This is a genomic window from Oerskovia douganii (genome assembly GCF_015142735.1).
Taxonomy (GTDB): Bacteria; Actinomycetota; Actinomycetes; order Actinomycetales; family Cellulomonadaceae; genus Oerskovia; species Oerskovia douganii.
The window spans coordinates 1-15,618 of sequence record NZ_JACSPN010000016.1 but is presented as its reverse complement, the minus strand read 5'-3'; the positions used below and the strand labels follow the sequence as shown (position 1 = coordinate 15,618).

Here is a 15,618-nt window from a genome sequence, read left to right as displayed (position 1 = left end):
CCCCGGTGTGGACCGCCCCCTCCCTCCTCGACCGGAAGGCGTTCTTTCTTGTGAGCAGCTCTCGTCCTTTGCGTGTGGCTATCGTCGGTGCTGGTCCGGCTGGGATCTATGCGGCGGACATTCTGTCGAAGACGGATGTGGCGGTGAGTATCGATCTGTTCGAGCGGTTGCCGGCGCCGTTCGGGTTGGTGCGGTATGGGGTGGCGCCGGATCATCCGCGGATCAAGGCGATCATCGTGGCGTTGCACAAGGTGTTGGCGCGTGGTGATGTGCGGTTGTTGGCGAACGTGGAGTACGGGGTTGATCTGAAGCTGGATGATCTGCGGCAGTTCTATGACGCGGTGATCTTCTCGACGGGGTCGATCCGGGATGCGGCGTTGGCGATCGAGGGGATCGATCTGCCGGGGTCGTTCGGGGCGGCTGATTTCGTGTCGTGGTATGACGGGCATCCGGATGTGCCGCGGACGTGGCCGTTGGAGGCTCGGCAGGTTGCGGTGCTGGGGGCGGGGAACGTGGCGTTGGACGTGGCGCGGGTGCTGGCCAAGCACGCTGACGACTTGTTGCCCACGGAGATCCCGGACAACGTCTATCAGGGCCTGAAGAACTCTCCGGTCACGGATGTGCACGTGTTCGCGCGTCGTGGGCCGGCGCAGGCGAAGTTCTCGCCGTTGGAGCTGCGTGAGCTGGGGCATGTGCCGGACGTGGACGTGATCGTGTATCCGGAGGACTTCGAGTTCGACGAGGGGTCGATGGCCGCGATCAACTCGTCGAACCAGACGAAGCAGGTCGTCAAGACGTTGACGGACTGGACGTTGAAGGATCCGTCGCAGTTCACGGCTTCGCGGCGGTTGCACCTGCATTTCTTGCATGCGCCGGTCGCGGTGCTGGGTCAGGGCAGGGTCGAGGGGTTGCGTACCGAGCGGACGCGGTTGAACGGGGACGGGACGGTCAGTGGGACGGGGGAGTTCCACGAGTGGCCGGTGCAGGCGGTGTATCGGGCGGTGGGGTACTTCGGGTCGCCGTTGCCGGAGATCCCGTTCGATGATCTCAAGGGTGTGATCCCCAACCGTGAGGGTCGGGTGATCGACATCGATGGTGAGCAGATCCCGGGGGTGTATGCCACGGGGTGGATCAAGCGGGGGCCGGTCGGGTTGATCGGGCACACCAAGTCCGACGCGTCCGAGACCGTGCGCCACCTCGTCGAGGACGTCACGGGTGCTGTCCCGGCGCGTGATGGCGGCGAGCCCGTCGAGGGTGACCTCGACGCGGGGCGCATCGCGCCGCACGGGTCACCCGAGGCGATCCTGGAGTTCTTGGCCGAGCGCGGGGTGGACGTGGTGCAGTGGGCGGACTGGGAGGTCCTGGACGCTCACGAGCGTTCGTTGGGCGAGCCGCACGGGCGTGAGCGCGTGAAGGTCGTGCCGCGTGAGGAGATGCTCCGCATCGCTCGCCGTCAGACGCAGGCCGCTGCGGGGGACGACGCGCTCTGAGCGCCTGACCCGTGCACGGCACGACGGCGCCCCCCCCCCCCCGGGTGGGGGCGCCGTCGTCGTCCCGGGACACCGCGCACGGGCGCCCAGCAGACCTCAGGCCCGACGCCCCGCGAGGGCGAGGAGCCTGGTGAGCTCGGGGGCGTCGTCGGCCACGGGGAGCGGACCCGCGAAGAGCCGGCTCGCCGCGAACATGCCCTTGCGACGCTGCGCGTAGGCCAGCACGAACGACACGAGCTCCGGTCCCAGGTCGGGGTCGACGCCCAGGGCCTGGGCCAGGTCCCACGCGTGGACCGTGAGGTCGAACGTCATCTGGTGCGCGTACTCGGTCGCCGGGGCGTCGCCGTACGACAGGTGGACCGCGCGGTCCAGGGCACCCGGGGCGAGGAACGCCTCGCGGGACTGGGTCGAGGCGTCGATCCACGCGTCGATCGGGTCGTCGCCCAGGACGTCGCCGTCGAACACGTCGCCGACGTCGGCGACCGTCCGGCCCGCGAGCAGCTCCGGAGCCCAGAGCTGCTCGGAGACCAGGTGGTTGACGAGGTCGTGGACGCTCCACTCGTCGTCGGGAGTGGGCAGGCCCCACTGGTCGTCCTGCACCCGCCGGACCAGGTGGTCGAACGCCCCGATGGCGTCGCCGTGCGCCGCGAGCACGTGCTCGTGCGACGAGACCGCGCTGCTCACGGGTTGCTCAGGATCGCGAGGACGTTGCGCGCCGGGTCCTTGAACCAGGCGATCGCCGGACCGTCGGGACTGCGGGAGATCCCCTTGGCGTCCTGGTCGAACCCCACGTAGCGCTCGAACTGCACGCCCTTCCCGACGAGCTCGTCGACCGCCGCCTCGACGTCGTCGACCCCGAAGTTGAGGACCGTGTACGACGCGGCGACGTGCGCCTTCTTGGGGTAGAGGAACACGTGGCCGCCCGACTCGAGGTGCAGGTCGAGGCCCATCGGGGTCCGGTCGACCTCGAGGCCCACCACATCGCCGTAGAACGACTGTGCGGCGTCCAGGTCGTTCACCGAGTAGCTGCTGAATACGTTGCTCGTCGAGACCATCGGGTACTCCTTGTCCACGGCAGATCCACAGGGCCGGCGTCGTCGGCGCCTCTTCCACGATGGCACGGAACGCGGGCGGTGACGAGGGGAGCGACGGGCCACCGGTCGACGCGGCCCCGAGGTGGGCTGCTCCCGGTTGCGACGCACCCCGTCGGCAGGCGAAGGTACCCGGGTGCCTCCTGACCTGCTCGTCCGCCATGTCCTGTTCCCGGGGCGCCACCACCTCGTGACCCGTTTCCAGGTCGACTACCTGCGGGCGCTGCGCGCCGGGCTCGTGTCCGACCTCGACGGGGTCCCCGTCCGCTGCTCCCCGGACGCGGTCGTGGTGTGGGCCGTGACGTCCGCGAACCACGCTGGTACGCGCCGCAACCCGGTCCCGGGGCACCGGCGCGAGGCGCTCATCGAGCACGTGACCGCGGTCGAGCACCTGCCGAGCATCGTCGTCCCGGTCCCGGACGTGGCCCCGCACCCGCGGTTCGCGCACCTGGTGACCACCACGGTCGAGACCGCGACCGGGCACGCCGTGACCCTCGACCCGCGCGACACGGTCGTGGCCTGCTCGACCCCCGAGGTCATCGCGGCCTACCAGGACCTCGGGTTCCGGGTCGTGGGCGTCGAGCTCGACGCGACCGACGCGCACGGTGAGCCGCCGGCCCGTCCGTGGGACGCCGTCGGGCTCCTCGCCGCCGGCGACCCGACGTGGACCGACGTCGCCCACCCCGCGGTGCCGGGCTTCTTCCGGCGCTACGGGCTCGAGGCGCAGGTCGCCCAGGTCTTCGCCGACCCCGTCGTCTCGGGCGACGGCGACCTGACCGCGACGCGCGACTACCGAACGTACGCCGCGGCGTTCGAGGACGCGTCGCGCCGCAAGTGGGAGCAGGTGCGGCCCTACGTGCGGCCGGGCCGGATCGTCGACATCGGGTGCGCGACGGGAGGGCTCCTGGAGCTCGTCGCGGCCGAGCTGCGCCTGCACGAGTCGGACCTGTTCGGCGTCGACGTGGCACGGCACCTCGTGGCCGAGGCCGAGCACAAGAAGACGCAGGGGGTGTTCGCGAACCCGAACGTCTGGTTCGTGCAGGCCAACATCCTGCGCGGCTCGGTCATGCCGGAGCGCAGCGTCGACACCACGGTCACGATCGCGCTCACGCACGAGATCTCGTCGTACGGCGACGGCGTGGTCGACGTCGAGCGGTTCGCGCGCCGCGTGCTCGCCCACACCCGCCCCGGCGGCGTGTGGATCAACAGCGACGTGTGCGGCCCCGCGGACGGCGACCGGACGGTGCACCTCACGCTCCGCGACGACGACGGGGCGCGCCCCGGGGTCGTGACGGACCTCGACACGTGGGCACGGCCCGACGTCGCCGCGCACGTCCGCGGTCTGTCGACGGCCGCGCGCCTGCGCCAGTTCGCGTACGACTTCCCGCGGCTGTCGGGCGCGAAGCTCGACGTCGACGAGGTCGCCCCGGGGACGTTCCGGGTCACGCTGCGCGACGCCATGGAGTTCCTCACGACCAAGGACTACGCCGACAACTGGCTGTCCGAGTGCCACGAACGGTTCTGCGACCTCGACGGGGAAGCGTGGGCCGACCTGCTGGGCGACGCGGGGTTCGAGCTCGGCCCCGAGAGCGGGGCATGGCGGAACGAGTGGCTCGTCGAGCACTCGTTCGCGCCCGTCGCGTCCCTGACGGACGCGGTCACGGGGGAGACCGTCGACTGGCCCGACACGCACGTCCTGACGGTCGCGCGCCGACCCGAGCTCGACCCGGTCTCGGCCGGCGGATCGAGGAACCGCGCGTGAGCGCCGACCTGCCCAGCCTGCCCACGCGGTGGACCGCGACGCTCGACCGTGACGCGCCGCTGCCCGAGTACCCGCGCCCGCAGCTCGTCCGGGACAGCTATCTCAACCTCAACGGGGTGTGGGAGCACGCGTTCACGGCGCAGGGCCCGGGGCCGGTGGGTTCGCTGGGCGGGCCCGCGCCCGCGGTGTTCGACGGCGAGATCGTCGTGCCGTTCTCGCCCGAGTCGCCGCTGTCCGGCGTGGGCCGCCAGCTCCAGCCCGACGAGGCGCTCTGGTACCGCCGCGACCTGACGCTGCCCGAGGGGTTCGTGCCGCCGGGCGGGCGGGTCCTGCTGCACCTCGGTGCGGTCGACCAGGCGTGCCGCGTCCTGCTGGACGGCGTCGAGGTCGGGCGCCACGTCGGCGGCTTCCTGCCGTTCGCGTGCGACGTCACGGACGCCCTCGCGGGCGACCCGGGTGCGACGCACGAGCTGCTCGTCGAGGTCACCGACCTGAGCGACACCGGGTACCACGCGCGCGGCAAGCAGAAGCTCGACCGCGGCGGGATCTGGTACACCGCGCAGTCGGGCATCTGGCAGACCGTGTGGGTCGAGGCCGTCCCGGCCCTGCACGTCGGGCGCCTGACCCTCGTGCCCGACCTCCCGGGCGGCTGTCTCGAGGTGACCGTCCACCTCGGCGAGGGGGCCGCGGTGGCGGGTGGCGCCGTCGGGCAGGACGCGCCCGTGGCGCGCATCCAGGTGCACGACGGCGCAGCGATCGTCGCGCAGGTCGACACGCCCGTCGGCGTGGTCGCCCGGGTCCCGGTCCCGGACGCGCGCCCGTGGAGCCCTGAGGACCCGCACCTGTACGACGTGACCGTGACCCTCGGCGACGACGAGGTGCGCAGCTACGCCGGGATGCGGTCGTTCGGCGTCGGGCCCGCCGCCCAGGGGGTGCCGCGGCTCCTGCTCAACGGCGAACCGCACTTCCACGTCGGCGTCCTGGACCAGGGGTACTGGTCGGACGGTCTGCTCACCCCACCGTCGGACGAGGCCATGGTGCACGACATCGCGACCATGAAGGACCTCGGGTTCACGATGCTGCGCAAGCACATCAAGATCGAGCCGCTGCGCTGGTACCACCACTGCGACCGGCTCGGCATGCTGGTGTGGCAGGACATGGTCAACGGCGGTGACCGTTACCGGCCGATCGTGACCGTCCCCCACGCGGTCGTCCCGCTGTGGTTCTCCGACCGGCACCACGGCCTGTTCTCCCGCAAGGACCCGGCCGGGCGGGCCGAGTTCCTCCGCGAGGTCGATGCGACCGTCGAGCACCTGCGCGACGTCGTGAGCCTCGCCGTCTGGGTGCCGTTCAACGAGGGCTGGGGGCAGTTCGACGCGGCCGAGGTCGCGGCCCGCGTCAAGGCGCTCGACCCGACGCGGTCGGTGGACCACGCGAGCGGCTGGCACGACCAGGGCGCGGGGAACTTTCGGAGCCTGCACGTGTACTTCAAGCCGTTCCGGGTGCCGCGGCGCGGGCGCGACCGCCGTGCGCTCGTCCTGTCGGAGTACGGCGGCTACAACCTGCGGGTCGAGGGGCACTCCGCGGGCGAGAAGGACTTCGGCTACAAGACGTACGCCGACGCCGAGGCGCTGGGGCAGGCCTTCGAGGCCCTGCACCGCGAGCAGATCGTGCCCGCCGTCGCCCGCGGCCTGTCGGCGACGGTCTACACCCAGCTCTCGGACGTCGAGGACGAGACCAACGGGTTGCTCACCTACGACCGGGAGGTCGCCAAGCTGCCGGCCGGGCTGGTGCGGGCGGTCAACGCGGAGCTGCGGCTGGGGTGAGGACGCCGGGTGCGCGTGGCGGGTTCTTGTCCTGGTGCCGCCCGGTCCGTGGCTCCGTACGCTGGGGGCATGCTGCTGACCCGGCAGACGCTCAGCGGGCTCGAGGACGGCACGGTCACCCTCGCGTACCGTCGCTGGCTCGCGCCGCGCGTGCGCGTGGGCGGGCGGATGCGGACGCGGATCGGGGTCGTGGAGGTCACGTCGATCGACCGGGTCCCGGACGTGGACGGGATGCCTGACGTGCCCGACGACGACGCGCGCGCCGCGGGGTTCCGCTCGGCCGACGCGGCGCTCGCCTGGGTCGCCGCCAAGGGCGAGGGCGACCTGTACCGGATCGGGCTGCGGCGCGTGGGGGAGGACCCGCGCATCGCGCTGCGCCAGGACGCCGACCTGTCGCCCGAGGAGGTCGAGGGGTTGCGTGCGCGGCTCGCGCGCATGGACCGCGCGGCGCCCGAGCCGTGGACCCGGCCCTACCTGGAGCTGATCGTCGCGCGGCCCGAGGTCGTGGCGCGCGAGCTCGCCGCGTCGCTCGGCGTCGAGCGCGACTACTTCAAGATCCGCGTCCGCCGGCTCAAGGAGCTCGGCCTCACCGAGAGCCTGCCCGTGGGGTACCGCATCTCTCCGCGGGGGCGGGCGTACCTCGGCGCGACGGGAGGGGACTAGGCTTCCGGGGCCATCGGAAGTGCTGCGCGACGAGAAGAGAAGCCTGTGAAGATCGTCATCGTCGGTGGCTCGCGAGGGACCGGGGCGCGCCTGGCCGTGCTCGCGCACGAGGCAGGCCACGACGTGACGGTCCTGTCCCGGACCGGCGCCGCCCCCGCCCCGGGGGTCCGGACCGAGGCCGGAGATGCCGCGGACCCGGGCGTCGCGGCCCGCGCGGTCGCCGGGGCGGACGCCGTGGTGGTCACGGTCGGTGGAGCCAAGGGGGTCGCCCGCCAGCGTGCTGCCGTGACACGGAGCGTCGTCGCGGCGATGCAGCAGGCGGGGGTTCGTCGGCTGGTCGTGCAGTCCTCGCTCGGGGCAGGGGACTCCGCGCGGGAGATGCCGGTGGTCGTGCGGGTCCTGACCCGCGTCATGCTCGCCGGTGCCCTCGCCGACCACGACGAGCAGGAGTCGGCCGTGGTGGGCTCGGGTCTCGACTGGACGATCGTCCGCCCCGCAGGCCTGACGAACGGGCAGCCCACGGGTGGCTGGCGGGCGACCGAGGTGACCAAGGGCGCGAAGGGCTTCGGGTCGATCCCTCGCGGTGATCTCGCAGCCTGTCTGCTCGGCGTCCTGGAGGACGGCTCGACCGTCGGCAGGGCCCTCGGGGTCAGCAGGTGCTGACCGCGGTCCGGCGTCGCCGGGGTGCTCCCGGGCCTGCCGGACCGCCGGGCCCGGGCGCCCGTGCCCCTAGGACAGCGGGGTGATGTCCACCCCGGGGAGCCCGTCGATGCTGGTCGCGTTCTTCTGCTGCCAGTACGCGTCGAAGTACTCCGGCTCCCGCCGCTCGTGCGCGCGGTCCAGCACGTCGCGGTCGCCCACGAAGTCCATGAACGGCACCGAGTACCCGCACGAGTCCGAGACCCGGTCCACGTCGACCACGACGATGCCGCGCTGGCCGATCTCGCGCTCCTTGGAGAACGAGGGGCGCAGCTCGTCGAACTCGGGCGTCCGGGCGAGCACGTACCGGCCACGGCCGTGGAAGCGCACGATGTTGGGCGGTCCCTCGAACGCGCAGAACATGACGACGATGCGTCCGTTCTCCTGCAGGTGCGCCGCGGACTCCGCGCCCGACCCCGTGTAGTCCAGGTACGCGACCCGGTGCGGGTCGAGCACCACGAACGTGCCGCCCATGCCCTTGGGCGAGACGTTGACGTGCCCGTCCCCCGCGAGAGGGGCCGTGCCCACGAAGAACACGGGCTGGGACAGCGCGAAGCGGGAGAGCCGGGGAGTGATCTCGTCGTGGACGGTCGCCATGGTGCCCAGTGTGGCACCGGGGCGCGCCGCGCGGAGGCGCCGTCCATCCCGCAGGTGCGTGACGCCGTCGGGCAGCACCGGGACCGTGAGGCTACCAGCGCTGCCGCGCCTCCTCGGCCCAGCCGACCAGCCCGTCCAGGTCCACCCACGTCCCGTCGTCGGTGCGGGCGCGGCCCGACCACGTCCCGAAGCACTGGTGCGTCTCGCTGCCCACGACGAGCAGCTCGGTGCGCGCGACCCGCTCGTGGAACGGCGTGAACAGGGCCTCGACGCGCTCGCCCGTGATGCGCCACGGGGCGAGCCGGTCGGCGCGGTCGTATTCCCAGGTGAGCTCCTCACCGATCTTGTGCAGGCGCCCCTCGACCAGGAGCGCGTTCTCCGTGCTGCCCGTGCCCGCGGTCCACCTGCCACCGAGCTGGATGCCACGGCCGTGCCCGCTGCCCGCTGCCCAGTTCCACGTCATCGCGTAGGGCCAGCGTCCGCGCCCGTGGTCGAGCACCGCGAACGAGTCCTCGGCGCCGACCTCGTGCCGGGTGCCGTGGACCGTGAGCGAACCGTGGACCGGGCGGGCCACGTCCTTGACCGTGTACTGGAACTGCCGGTCGCTCCACGGGACCACGACGCCCAACGACTCGTGCCCGGGCGGGAGCGGGACGGTCAGGTCCAGGCTCACGTCCGGGGACGCGGCCCGGATCCGGGAACCGCCCGGGTCCTGGTCGATGAGGATCGCGAGCTTCTTCGCGCGGGCCTCGACACGGCCGGTACCGCTGCGGTCCGGCATGACGACGCCCCGGGCCACGGGCACGACGACGTCGCTCACCGTCTCCGCGCCCGTCGCCCGGTCCAGGACGTACAGGCCGTGGACCCCCGCGTAGTCGATCGAGGAGGCCACGACGCCGATCACGTGCGAGGGCGTCACGACCCCCCAGTACTCCCACCGCTTGGTCCGGCCCCACCCGCGCAGGGTGGCGCGGTGCAGCGGGGTGCGGGTCCACCCGACCGCGTCCGGGTTCAGGCGCCCGTTCGGCAGGCACAGGTCGACCGGGGCCGTGATCTCGCGCTCGTGCGTCATGCAAGGAGGCTACTGGCCGGTACGGGGCCGGTCCGCCCCACGAGACCGCGAAAGACACGTCGTCGTCCTGCGCTCGCAACACGCCCGAAACGACCGTGCCCCAGGATCGAGAACCACAGCCTCGGCGACGGGGCAGCGACGAGCCTGAGGAGAGCCCATGAGCACGCAACGCCCCTACTTCCTCGCCCCGAGCACCCAGCGTCGGCGGTCGCGGTCGACCCGGGCGGCGGGCGGCCCGGGCGCCCTGCCCCGCGTCGTCGACGCCGCAGGCGGCGCGGGCAAGCCCGTGCGCCGCGCCAACCCGGGAGACGAGCGCACCATCGACCCCGCCGACCGCAAGCGCCGGGCGCTCGCGGCCCTCGGAGACCTGACGCGAGGCCTGCGGGACTGATCACCGAACGTGGGTCGGCGCAGTCGCCGACCCTGCCGGCACCGGTGCCGGTGGTGTCAACGGCGACACCGCACCCACGGTCCCGGCAGCGCTCCGTCCGCCGACCGTCGCGGGCCGCAGGTCAGACGGGTTTGCGCGCCTCGATGAGGAAGCGCGTCGTCGTCGCGACGAACGGGCCCTCCTCCTGGATCTTCTCGTGCAGCGCGGCGAGCTGCGGGCGGTACTCCTCCACGGTGAACCCCGGGACCATCCACACCACCTTGCGCAGGAAGTAGACCACCGCGCCGACGTCGAAGAACTCGGTGCGCAGCTCCTCGAACCGCAGGTCGACGACCTCGAGCCCGGCCGCCTCGGCGGCAGCCCGGTCGCCGTCGGGGTGGCGGCCGTTGCGGATGTCCTCGGGCTGCGGGCCCAGGAAGTGCTCGACGAGCTCGAACACGCTGTACGGCCCGACGTGCTGCGCGAAGTAGGTGCCGCCCGGTGCGAGGACACGCGCGATCTCCTGCCACCACGGGCGGACCGGGTGCCGGCTGACCACGAGGTCGAAGGCCTCGTCCGCGAACGGCAGCGGCGGCTCGTCCGGGTCGGCGACGACCGCGACGCCGAGCGGGTGCAGGAGGCGGGTCGCCTGGATGACGTTCGGGGGCCACCCCTCGGTCGCGACGGTCAGTCGAGGGAACCGGGGGACCGAGGCGAGGACCTCGCCGCCCCCCGTCTGGAGGTCGAGGGCCGCGCTCGCGGTGGCCATGCGCTCGGCCATCGACCGGGCGTAGCCCCAGGACGGGCGCTGCTCGGTCGCCCGCCCGTCGAGCCAGGAGAAGTCCCAGCCGTCGACCGGGACGGTCGAGGCCTCGGAGACGAGGTCGTCGAAGGATCGCTGCATGCTGACGATCCTGACAGGTGGGGGAGGTTCTTCGTGCGGTCGGACCGGTCGGACCGGGGGTCAGCCGTTGACGACGAGGGCGATGACGGTCACCACGGCGCCCCAGAACGCGACGCCCGCGCCGACGGCGATCCCCATGCCGTGACCGCCGGTGCCGGCGCGCCCGCGCTGCTCACCGGCACGAACGGCCCACGCGGCGCGCCCGGCGAGCAGGACGCCGAGCACCACCAGAACGAGGCCAACCCAAACCCAGACGATAGTTCCACTCTGCACATAGGAGGCTGCTGCCCGCAATTCGAAGAACCTCCCGGAACGTGGTGTTTTATGCCACACAGGGGGCGGGCGCGCTGAGAACCCTAGGTGCCGATCCTGGGAATCCTGACCGCGCTCACTGAGTGGGACGACACCACGTCTATGCATGGGACGTGCGGGTCAGTCGTCATCCGTGCACGGGGTCGGGTCGCGGACCTGGTGCGGGGTGGGTGTGGGGCGGGGCGGTGCGGTCGGGGAAGCCACCCCGCGCGTTCGCCGCGCGGCCCACCTAGCGTGAGACGTGCCGCTCGACGACGAGCAGCCCGACCCGTTCAGAGGAGCCTCCATGTCCGACCCGGTAGTCGAGAGCGTCACGGCGTCCTTCCGCGCCGCCCAGGAATCCCTGCCCTTCGGCGACACCCGAGACATGGACGCGGCACAGCGCGGCCTGCTGGCCGGACCTGCCCGGCCCCTGGTCCTGGACGACGCGGGCGGCGTCGTGTGGGACACCGAGGGGTACGGCTTCCTCGACGGCCCGGCGCCCGGCACGGTCCACCCCAGCCTGTGGCGGCAGAGCGGGCTCGTCGCGCAGGCCGGTCTGTTCGAGGTCGTCCCCGGCATCTACCAGGTCCGCGGCTTCGACCTGTCGAACATCACGTTCGTCGAGGGGGAGCGCGGCGTGATCGTGATCGACCCGCTCATCTCGACCGAGACGGCCGCGGCCGCACTCGCCCTCTACCGCAGCGAGCGGGGCGAGCGCCCCGTGACCGCGGTGATCTACTCGCACTCGCACGTCGACCACTTCGGCGGGGTCAAGGGCGTCACGACGCAGCAGGAGGTCGACGCCGGGACCGTGCCCGTCCTCGCACCCTCCGGGTTCGTCGAGCACGCCGTGTCGGAGAACGTCTACGCGGGCACCGCCATGGCACGACGAGCGGGCTACATGTACGGCGCGGCGCTCCCCAAGGGACCCGCCGGAGGGGTCGGAGCGGGTCTGGGGCAGACGACGAGCACGGGGACGGTCTCCCTCGTCCTGCCCACGCTGTACGTCACCGACACGGGCCAGCGGGAGGTGCTCGACGGCGTCACGATCGACTTCCAGCTCACGCCCGGCACCGAGGCGCCCAGCGAGATGAACTTCTTCTTCCCCGACCACGCCGCCCTGTGCATGGCCGAGAACGCGACGCACACGCTGCACAACACGCTCACCCTGCGCGGTGCGCTCGTGCGCGACCCGCACGTGTGGGCCGAGTACCTGACCGAGGCGATCAGCCTCTACGCCCACCGGGCCGACGTCGTGTTCGCCTCCCACCACTGGCCCACGTGGGGACGCGACGAGCTGATCGAGTTCCTCTCGACCCAGCGCGACCTCTACGCCTACCTGCACGACCAGACGCTGCGCGGCATCAACCAGGGCCTGGTCGGCAAGGAGATCGCCGAGCAGATGGTCCTGCCCCCCTCGCTCGAGCAGGCGTGGAACGCCCGGGGCTACTACGGGAGCGTGAGCCACAACGTCAAGGCGATCTACCAGCGGTACATGGGGTGGTTCGACGGCAACCCCGCCCACCTGTGGGAGCACCCGCCGGTCGAGGAGGCGCGCCGCTACGTCGAGTTCATGGGTGGCGCCGACGCGACGGTCGCCAAGGCGCGCGCGTCGTTCGAGGCGGGGGACCTGCGGTGGGTCGTCACGGTCCTCAACCACGTGCTGTTCGCCGACCCCACGCACGCCGGAGCGCGCGAGCTCCAGGCAGCCGCCTACACCCAGCTCGGCTACGGCAGCGAGAACGGCACCTGGCGCAACTTCTACCTCTCGGGCGCCCTGGAGCTGCGCGAGGGGAACTTCGGGACCCCGACGGCGTCCGTCGCGCCCGACATCCTGGCGGCACTGTCGGTCGAGCAGGCGTTCGACTCGATCGCGATCCGCATCGACGGCCCGCGAGCGGGCGTTGAGACCGTCCTCCTGGACTGGGTCGTCGACGGCGTGCGGCACCGCGTGCGCCTCGCCAACGGGGTGCTCACCCACCAGATCCCGAGCGAGTACGACACCGCGCCGGCCGAGGCGACGTTCATGGCCGCCAAGCCCGTCTTCCTCCACTCCGTCGTCGCCCCCCAGGCCCTCGGCGACCTCGTGGACGCGGGCTCCCTCCAGGTCGAGGGCGACGCCGGGGCGTGGGGCCGGCTGCTCGGGTTCCTCGACGACGTCGACCCGTCGTTCGAGATCGTGCTGCCGTAGCGGGCCGTCCGGATCCGGGTGAAACGGAAGGAAGGTGTCCGATCGCCCGCCATCCGAGAGCGGTTCGTCAACCCCCGCAAGGAGGAGGTATTCTCTTCCTCGGTGGCGCGAAGTACCCCCTGCATCGCGCCACCACCTAACGTTTCACGAAGCCCCCGTACGGCCACGGCCGACGGGGGCTTCGTCGTGCCGGACGGACCGCGACGGCGCGGTGACCTCCGGCCGGTGCTCCGCCGTCGGGCTGCCGTCCTCGCAGGTGAGGGAGCAGATCCGGGCTAGTATCACCGAGGAGTCTGGAAGTAGGCCCGCTCCTTTCCCATGCCCTGGGGGCCTACTTGACCACTTCGTACAACGCGTCTCGCCGATTCGACCCGGAGCTCGCCGACGCGCTGCTGCGCGGCACGCCGCAAGCGGTGGGGCAGTTCATCCTCGACCTGTCCGACCACGGCTGGTGGTGGTCCGACGAGCTCTACGCCATGCACGGCTTCCGGCCCGGCGAGGTCATGCCCACGACCGCGCTCATGCTCGCGCACAAGCACCCCGAGGACCGCGAACGGGTCGAGGAGGTCCTGCTGAACGCCGTCGCGACCGGCGAACCCTTCAGCTCCGTCCACCGCATCGTCGACGCGCAGGGCAGGACGCGGACGCTCGGCGTGGTCGGACGCGGTCGGATCGACCGCCGCACGGGCGAGACCACGCACGTCTCCGGGTACTTCATCGACCTCACGACGACGCAGCGCGACCTCGCCCAACGGGAGGCCACCGCCGCGATCCGGGCGTCGTCCGCGAGCCGGTCGACGATCGAGCAGGCCAAGGGCGCCGTCATGGCGATCTACGGGCTGCCCGCCAACGAGGCGTTCGACCTCATGTGCCACCACTCGAGCGTGTCCAACGAACCCCTCCGCGACCTCTCGCGGCGACTCGTCGCCGAGCTGACCGCCGGAGGCGTCGACGGCGCGCTGCGCCGGGCGGACCTCGACCGGTTCTTCGAGGGGAAGCGGCCGGCACGGTAGACCGGACCGGGGGACTCGCCACCACCGCGCTGCCGTGAGTAAACCCGCTCAGACCGAGGCGGGTAGCGCCGCGTGGTCGGTCAGTACACGCCTGGCGGTCAGGCATTTCCACCGCCCGTCAGCCCAAGTTCAGGCGCTCATCGGCAAGCACGAGCGTCCTGGTGTTGCTCCGCAGGACCCCGATCTTCTGTTCTGCCCGTTCGTGATGGCATCCCTGTCGCGCTTGTCGAACATCTTCAGCAGGAGGTCGTAGTCCCTCCACCCGTCGCCGCCGTTCCATGCGTCCGGCGGGAGGGCCCCTGGTCGTACAGGTCTCGGAGCATGGCGCGGGAGAAGCACTCGGACGTGAGCTCGGTCCACTGTCCGCGGCGTCGTGCGCCGCGGCGGCAATCGCAAAGCAGCGGTCAACGCCCTCAAGGACACTGCCGTGAGCGTTGCGTGGGCAGCGTTGGAGGAAAGGCTCTCCGCCTTGCGGTAGAGGGGTGTAAGTTCACCAAGGTGAGGCAGTCGATCAATAGAGGGCTTTCGTATGCGCAGAACGGAATCAGCGGAACGGCGTGGAGCGCGGCCCGCAAGCTGCCTAAACGACGCGCCTGCGCTGTCCGGGGGACAGTAGTCTCACACTGGTACCTGTCGAACACGCTCAGCATGGGATGGCACGATCAGCAGCGGAGGTGATTTCGGAATGCAGGAGAAGAGGAGTTCATTGAACAAGCGTCGTGAAGTGCGACTTCGGAACAGCGGCCCGAACTTCGCCGCACCTGTGGCGATACTCGTTGCCGTCGCGTCTTGGGTTGCGCTCCACGGTCTTGCGCAAAAGATTGGCTGGGCCCTAGCGGGCGCCGCTCTGATTTACCTGATCATTCAGGAAAGAACGTCATATCTCGCCCTCTCGGACGGCGAACTAAGGAAAGTATTCCTGGGGCGCGAAGCGCGCATATTTCAGCTCGACGACATCGAGCACATAGCACAGCATCGCGTGCCGTATAGCGTTGACTCGCTAGACATCAGCTGGCATGGCGGATTGGAGCAGATCTGGGTAAACCCGGCTGCGGAGTCGCTCCTATTGGCGTTCGGCGAAAAACTCCGAGAGAAGTCCTTGGCGGGAGTTGTTGACGAGTCAGCGCGAGCAGCGCTGGGCCTGGACTAGGCCGTTCTTCGCGCTGGACACAGACGGCGCTCGGTGCGGCACCGACGAACTTCGCGGCCGCGCTCGAGGTGCCGGACTCTGAACTCGCGCAGCAACTGGTCAAGGACCCGTACGTGTCCGAACACCTGGCAATGGTCGAGCGGGTCGCGGGACGCGATGGCGAGCACGCACTCCTGGACAGGCTGCAATACACGATGCTCGAGGTCGGTGGCATGGCGTTCGTCGGCCGGCAGGTCCGCCTGAGCGTGCCGGATGACTCGTCGGACCGCGTGGATGACTTCTACGTCGACCTGCTGTACTTCCACGTCGAGCAGCTGCGCTACGTCGTGGTCGAGCTCAAGATCGCTTCGTTTGAGCCCGCCCACCTGGGCCAGCTCGGAACGTACATCCGTGCAGCAGACCCCTGCGCCTGGCGATCCTCACCTGGATCGAACGGACCTACCACCGCCGCCGCAGGCAAGCCCGCCTCGGTCGACTGACACCCATCGAATACGAG

15 protein-coding genes and 1 pseudogene are annotated in these 15,618 nt (G+C 71.2%); 10 read left to right on the top strand and 6 right to left on the bottom strand.

The genetic code is table 11. From position 1 onward, the window contains the following. The first annotated feature begins 50 nt into the window (after nt 1-50). On the top strand, nt 51-1,490 hold the full coding sequence (locus tag H9623_RS12550) for an FAD-dependent oxidoreductase (protein ID WP_193720455.1): 1,440 nt from the start codon (nt 51-53) through the stop codon (nt 1,488-1,490). A 96-nt stretch (nt 1,491-1,586) separates the two neighbouring features. On the opposite strand, the gene H9623_RS12545 is transcribed toward H9623_RS12550, so the two are convergent. After that, entirely contained in the window at nt 1,587-2,174 is a 588-nt protein-coding gene (locus H9623_RS12545) for a TIGR03086 family metal-binding protein (RefSeq protein WP_321575429.1), read from the bottom strand. Continuing rightward, a complete protein-coding gene (locus H9623_RS12540; protein WP_321575428.1) occupies nt 2,171-2,563 on the bottom strand; it encodes a VOC family protein in 393 nt (130 codons plus the stop codon). The genes H9623_RS12545 and H9623_RS12540 overlap by 4 nt, the downstream gene beginning before the upstream one ends. A gap of 154 nt (nt 2,564-2,717) precedes the next feature. Here H9623_RS12540 and H9623_RS12535 point away from each other — a divergent pair, with 154 nt between their 5' ends. From H9623_RS12535 to H9623_RS12520, 4 genes are all read left to right on the top strand, one after another. Beyond that, complete coding sequence (locus H9623_RS12535; RefSeq protein ID WP_193720385.1) at nt 2,718-4,343, top strand: methyltransferase domain-containing protein; 1,626 nt, start codon at nt 2,718-2,720, stop codon at nt 4,341-4,343. Beyond that, the gene (locus tag H9623_RS12530) at nt 4,340-6,169 is read left to right on the top strand and encodes a glycoside hydrolase family 2 protein (RefSeq protein ID WP_193720464.1); all 1,830 of its coding nucleotides are present in this window, start codon (nt 4,340-4,342) and stop codon (nt 6,167-6,169) included. Before H9623_RS12535 ends, H9623_RS12530 begins: the two co-directional genes overlap by 4 nt. Before the next feature lie 69 nt (nt 6,170-6,238). Next, nucleotides 6,239-6,832: a hypothetical protein gene (locus tag H9623_RS12525; RefSeq protein WP_193720384.1), complete on the top strand. Its 594-nt coding sequence runs from the start codon at nt 6,239-6,241 to the stop codon at nt 6,830-6,832. A 45-nt stretch (nt 6,833-6,877) separates the two neighbouring features. Further along, complete coding sequence (locus H9623_RS12520) at nt 6,878-7,495, top strand: NAD(P)-dependent oxidoreductase (RefSeq protein WP_193720383.1); 618 nt, start codon at nt 6,878-6,880, stop codon at nt 7,493-7,495. A gap of 66 nt (nt 7,496-7,561) precedes the next feature. Here H9623_RS12520 and H9623_RS12515 read toward each other — a convergent pair whose 3' ends face one another. Beyond that, nucleotides 7,562-8,128 (bottom strand): pyridoxamine 5'-phosphate oxidase family protein, encoded by a 567-nt coding sequence (locus H9623_RS12515; RefSeq protein WP_193720382.1) that lies wholly within the window; start codon nt 8,126-8,128, stop codon nt 7,562-7,564. Between the two features lie 91 nt (nt 8,129-8,219). After that, entirely contained in the window at nt 8,220-9,200 is a 981-nt protein-coding gene (locus H9623_RS12510) for a DUF2804 domain-containing protein (RefSeq protein WP_193720381.1), read from the bottom strand. 157 nt (nt 9,201-9,357) lie between these two features. Between H9623_RS12510 and H9623_RS12505 the strand changes: the two genes are divergently transcribed. Further along, nucleotides 9,358-9,591 carry a hypothetical protein gene (locus H9623_RS12505; protein WP_193720380.1) on the top strand — a complete coding sequence of 78 codons (234 nt, stop codon included), beginning with the start codon at nt 9,358-9,360 and terminating at the stop codon, nt 9,589-9,591. Between the two features lie 121 nt (nt 9,592-9,712). On the opposite strand, the gene H9623_RS12500 is transcribed toward H9623_RS12505, so the two are convergent. Together H9623_RS12500 and H9623_RS12495 are read right to left on the bottom strand one after the other, a co-directional pair. Further along, a complete protein-coding gene (locus tag H9623_RS12500) occupies nt 9,713-10,474 on the bottom strand; it encodes a class I SAM-dependent methyltransferase (RefSeq protein WP_193720379.1) in 762 nt (253 codons plus the stop codon). 60 nt (nt 10,475-10,534) lie between these two features. Beyond that, entirely contained in the window at nt 10,535-10,702 is a 168-nt protein-coding gene (locus H9623_RS12495; RefSeq protein ID WP_193720378.1) for a hypothetical protein, read from the bottom strand. 370 nt (nt 10,703-11,072) lie between these two features. Here H9623_RS12495 and H9623_RS12490 point away from each other — a divergent pair, with 370 nt between their 5' ends. The 4 genes and pseudogenes from H9623_RS12490 to H9623_RS12475 form a co-directional block, all read left to right on the top strand. Next, entirely contained in the window at nt 11,073-12,959 is a 1,887-nt protein-coding gene (locus tag H9623_RS12490) for an alkyl/aryl-sulfatase (RefSeq protein WP_193720377.1), read from the top strand. A 335-nt stretch (nt 12,960-13,294) separates the two neighbouring features. Beyond that, nucleotides 13,295-13,972, top strand: a complete 678-nt coding sequence (locus H9623_RS12485; protein WP_193720376.1) for a PAS and ANTAR domain-containing protein — start codon at nt 13,295-13,297, stop codon at nt 13,970-13,972. A gap of 685 nt (nt 13,973-14,657) precedes the next feature. Next, the gene (locus tag H9623_RS12480) at nt 14,658-15,122 is read left to right on the top strand and encodes a hypothetical protein (RefSeq protein ID WP_193720375.1); all 465 of its coding nucleotides are present in this window, start codon (nt 14,658-14,660) and stop codon (nt 15,120-15,122) included. Between the two features lie 131 nt (nt 15,123-15,253). After that, nucleotides 15,254-15,466, top strand: a pseudogene (locus tag H9623_RS12475) (PDDEXK nuclease domain-containing protein); the annotation flags it as partial. Between the last annotated feature and the right edge of the window lie 152 nt (nt 15,467-15,618).

Excerpts from the sequence above, each read along its gene's own strand:
- H9623_RS12505 (WP_193720380.1), top strand. The coding sequence starts at position 9,358 with ATGAGCACGCAACGCCCCTACTTCCTCGCCCCGAGCACCCAGCGTCGG.
- H9623_RS12525 (WP_193720384.1), top strand. The coding sequence starts at position 6,239 with ATGCTGCTGACCCGGCAGACGCTCAGCGGGCTCGAGGACGGCACGGTC.
- H9623_RS12500 (WP_193720379.1), bottom strand. The coding sequence starts at position 10,474 with ATGCAGCGATCCTTCGACGACCTCGTCTCCGAGGCCTCGACCGTCCCG.
- H9623_RS12510 (WP_193720381.1), bottom strand. The coding sequence starts at position 9,200 with ATGACGCACGAGCGCGAGATCACGGCCCCGGTCGACCTGTGCCTGCCG.
- H9623_RS12490 (WP_193720377.1), top strand. The coding sequence starts at position 11,073 with ATGTCCGACCCGGTAGTCGAGAGCGTCACGGCGTCCTTCCGCGCCGCC.
- H9623_RS12515 (WP_193720382.1), bottom strand. The coding sequence starts at position 8,128 with ATGGCGACCGTCCACGACGAGATCACTCCCCGGCTCTCCCGCTTCGCG.
- H9623_RS12480 (WP_193720375.1), top strand. The coding sequence starts at position 14,658 with ATGCAGGAGAAGAGGAGTTCATTGAACAAGCGTCGTGAAGTGCGACTT.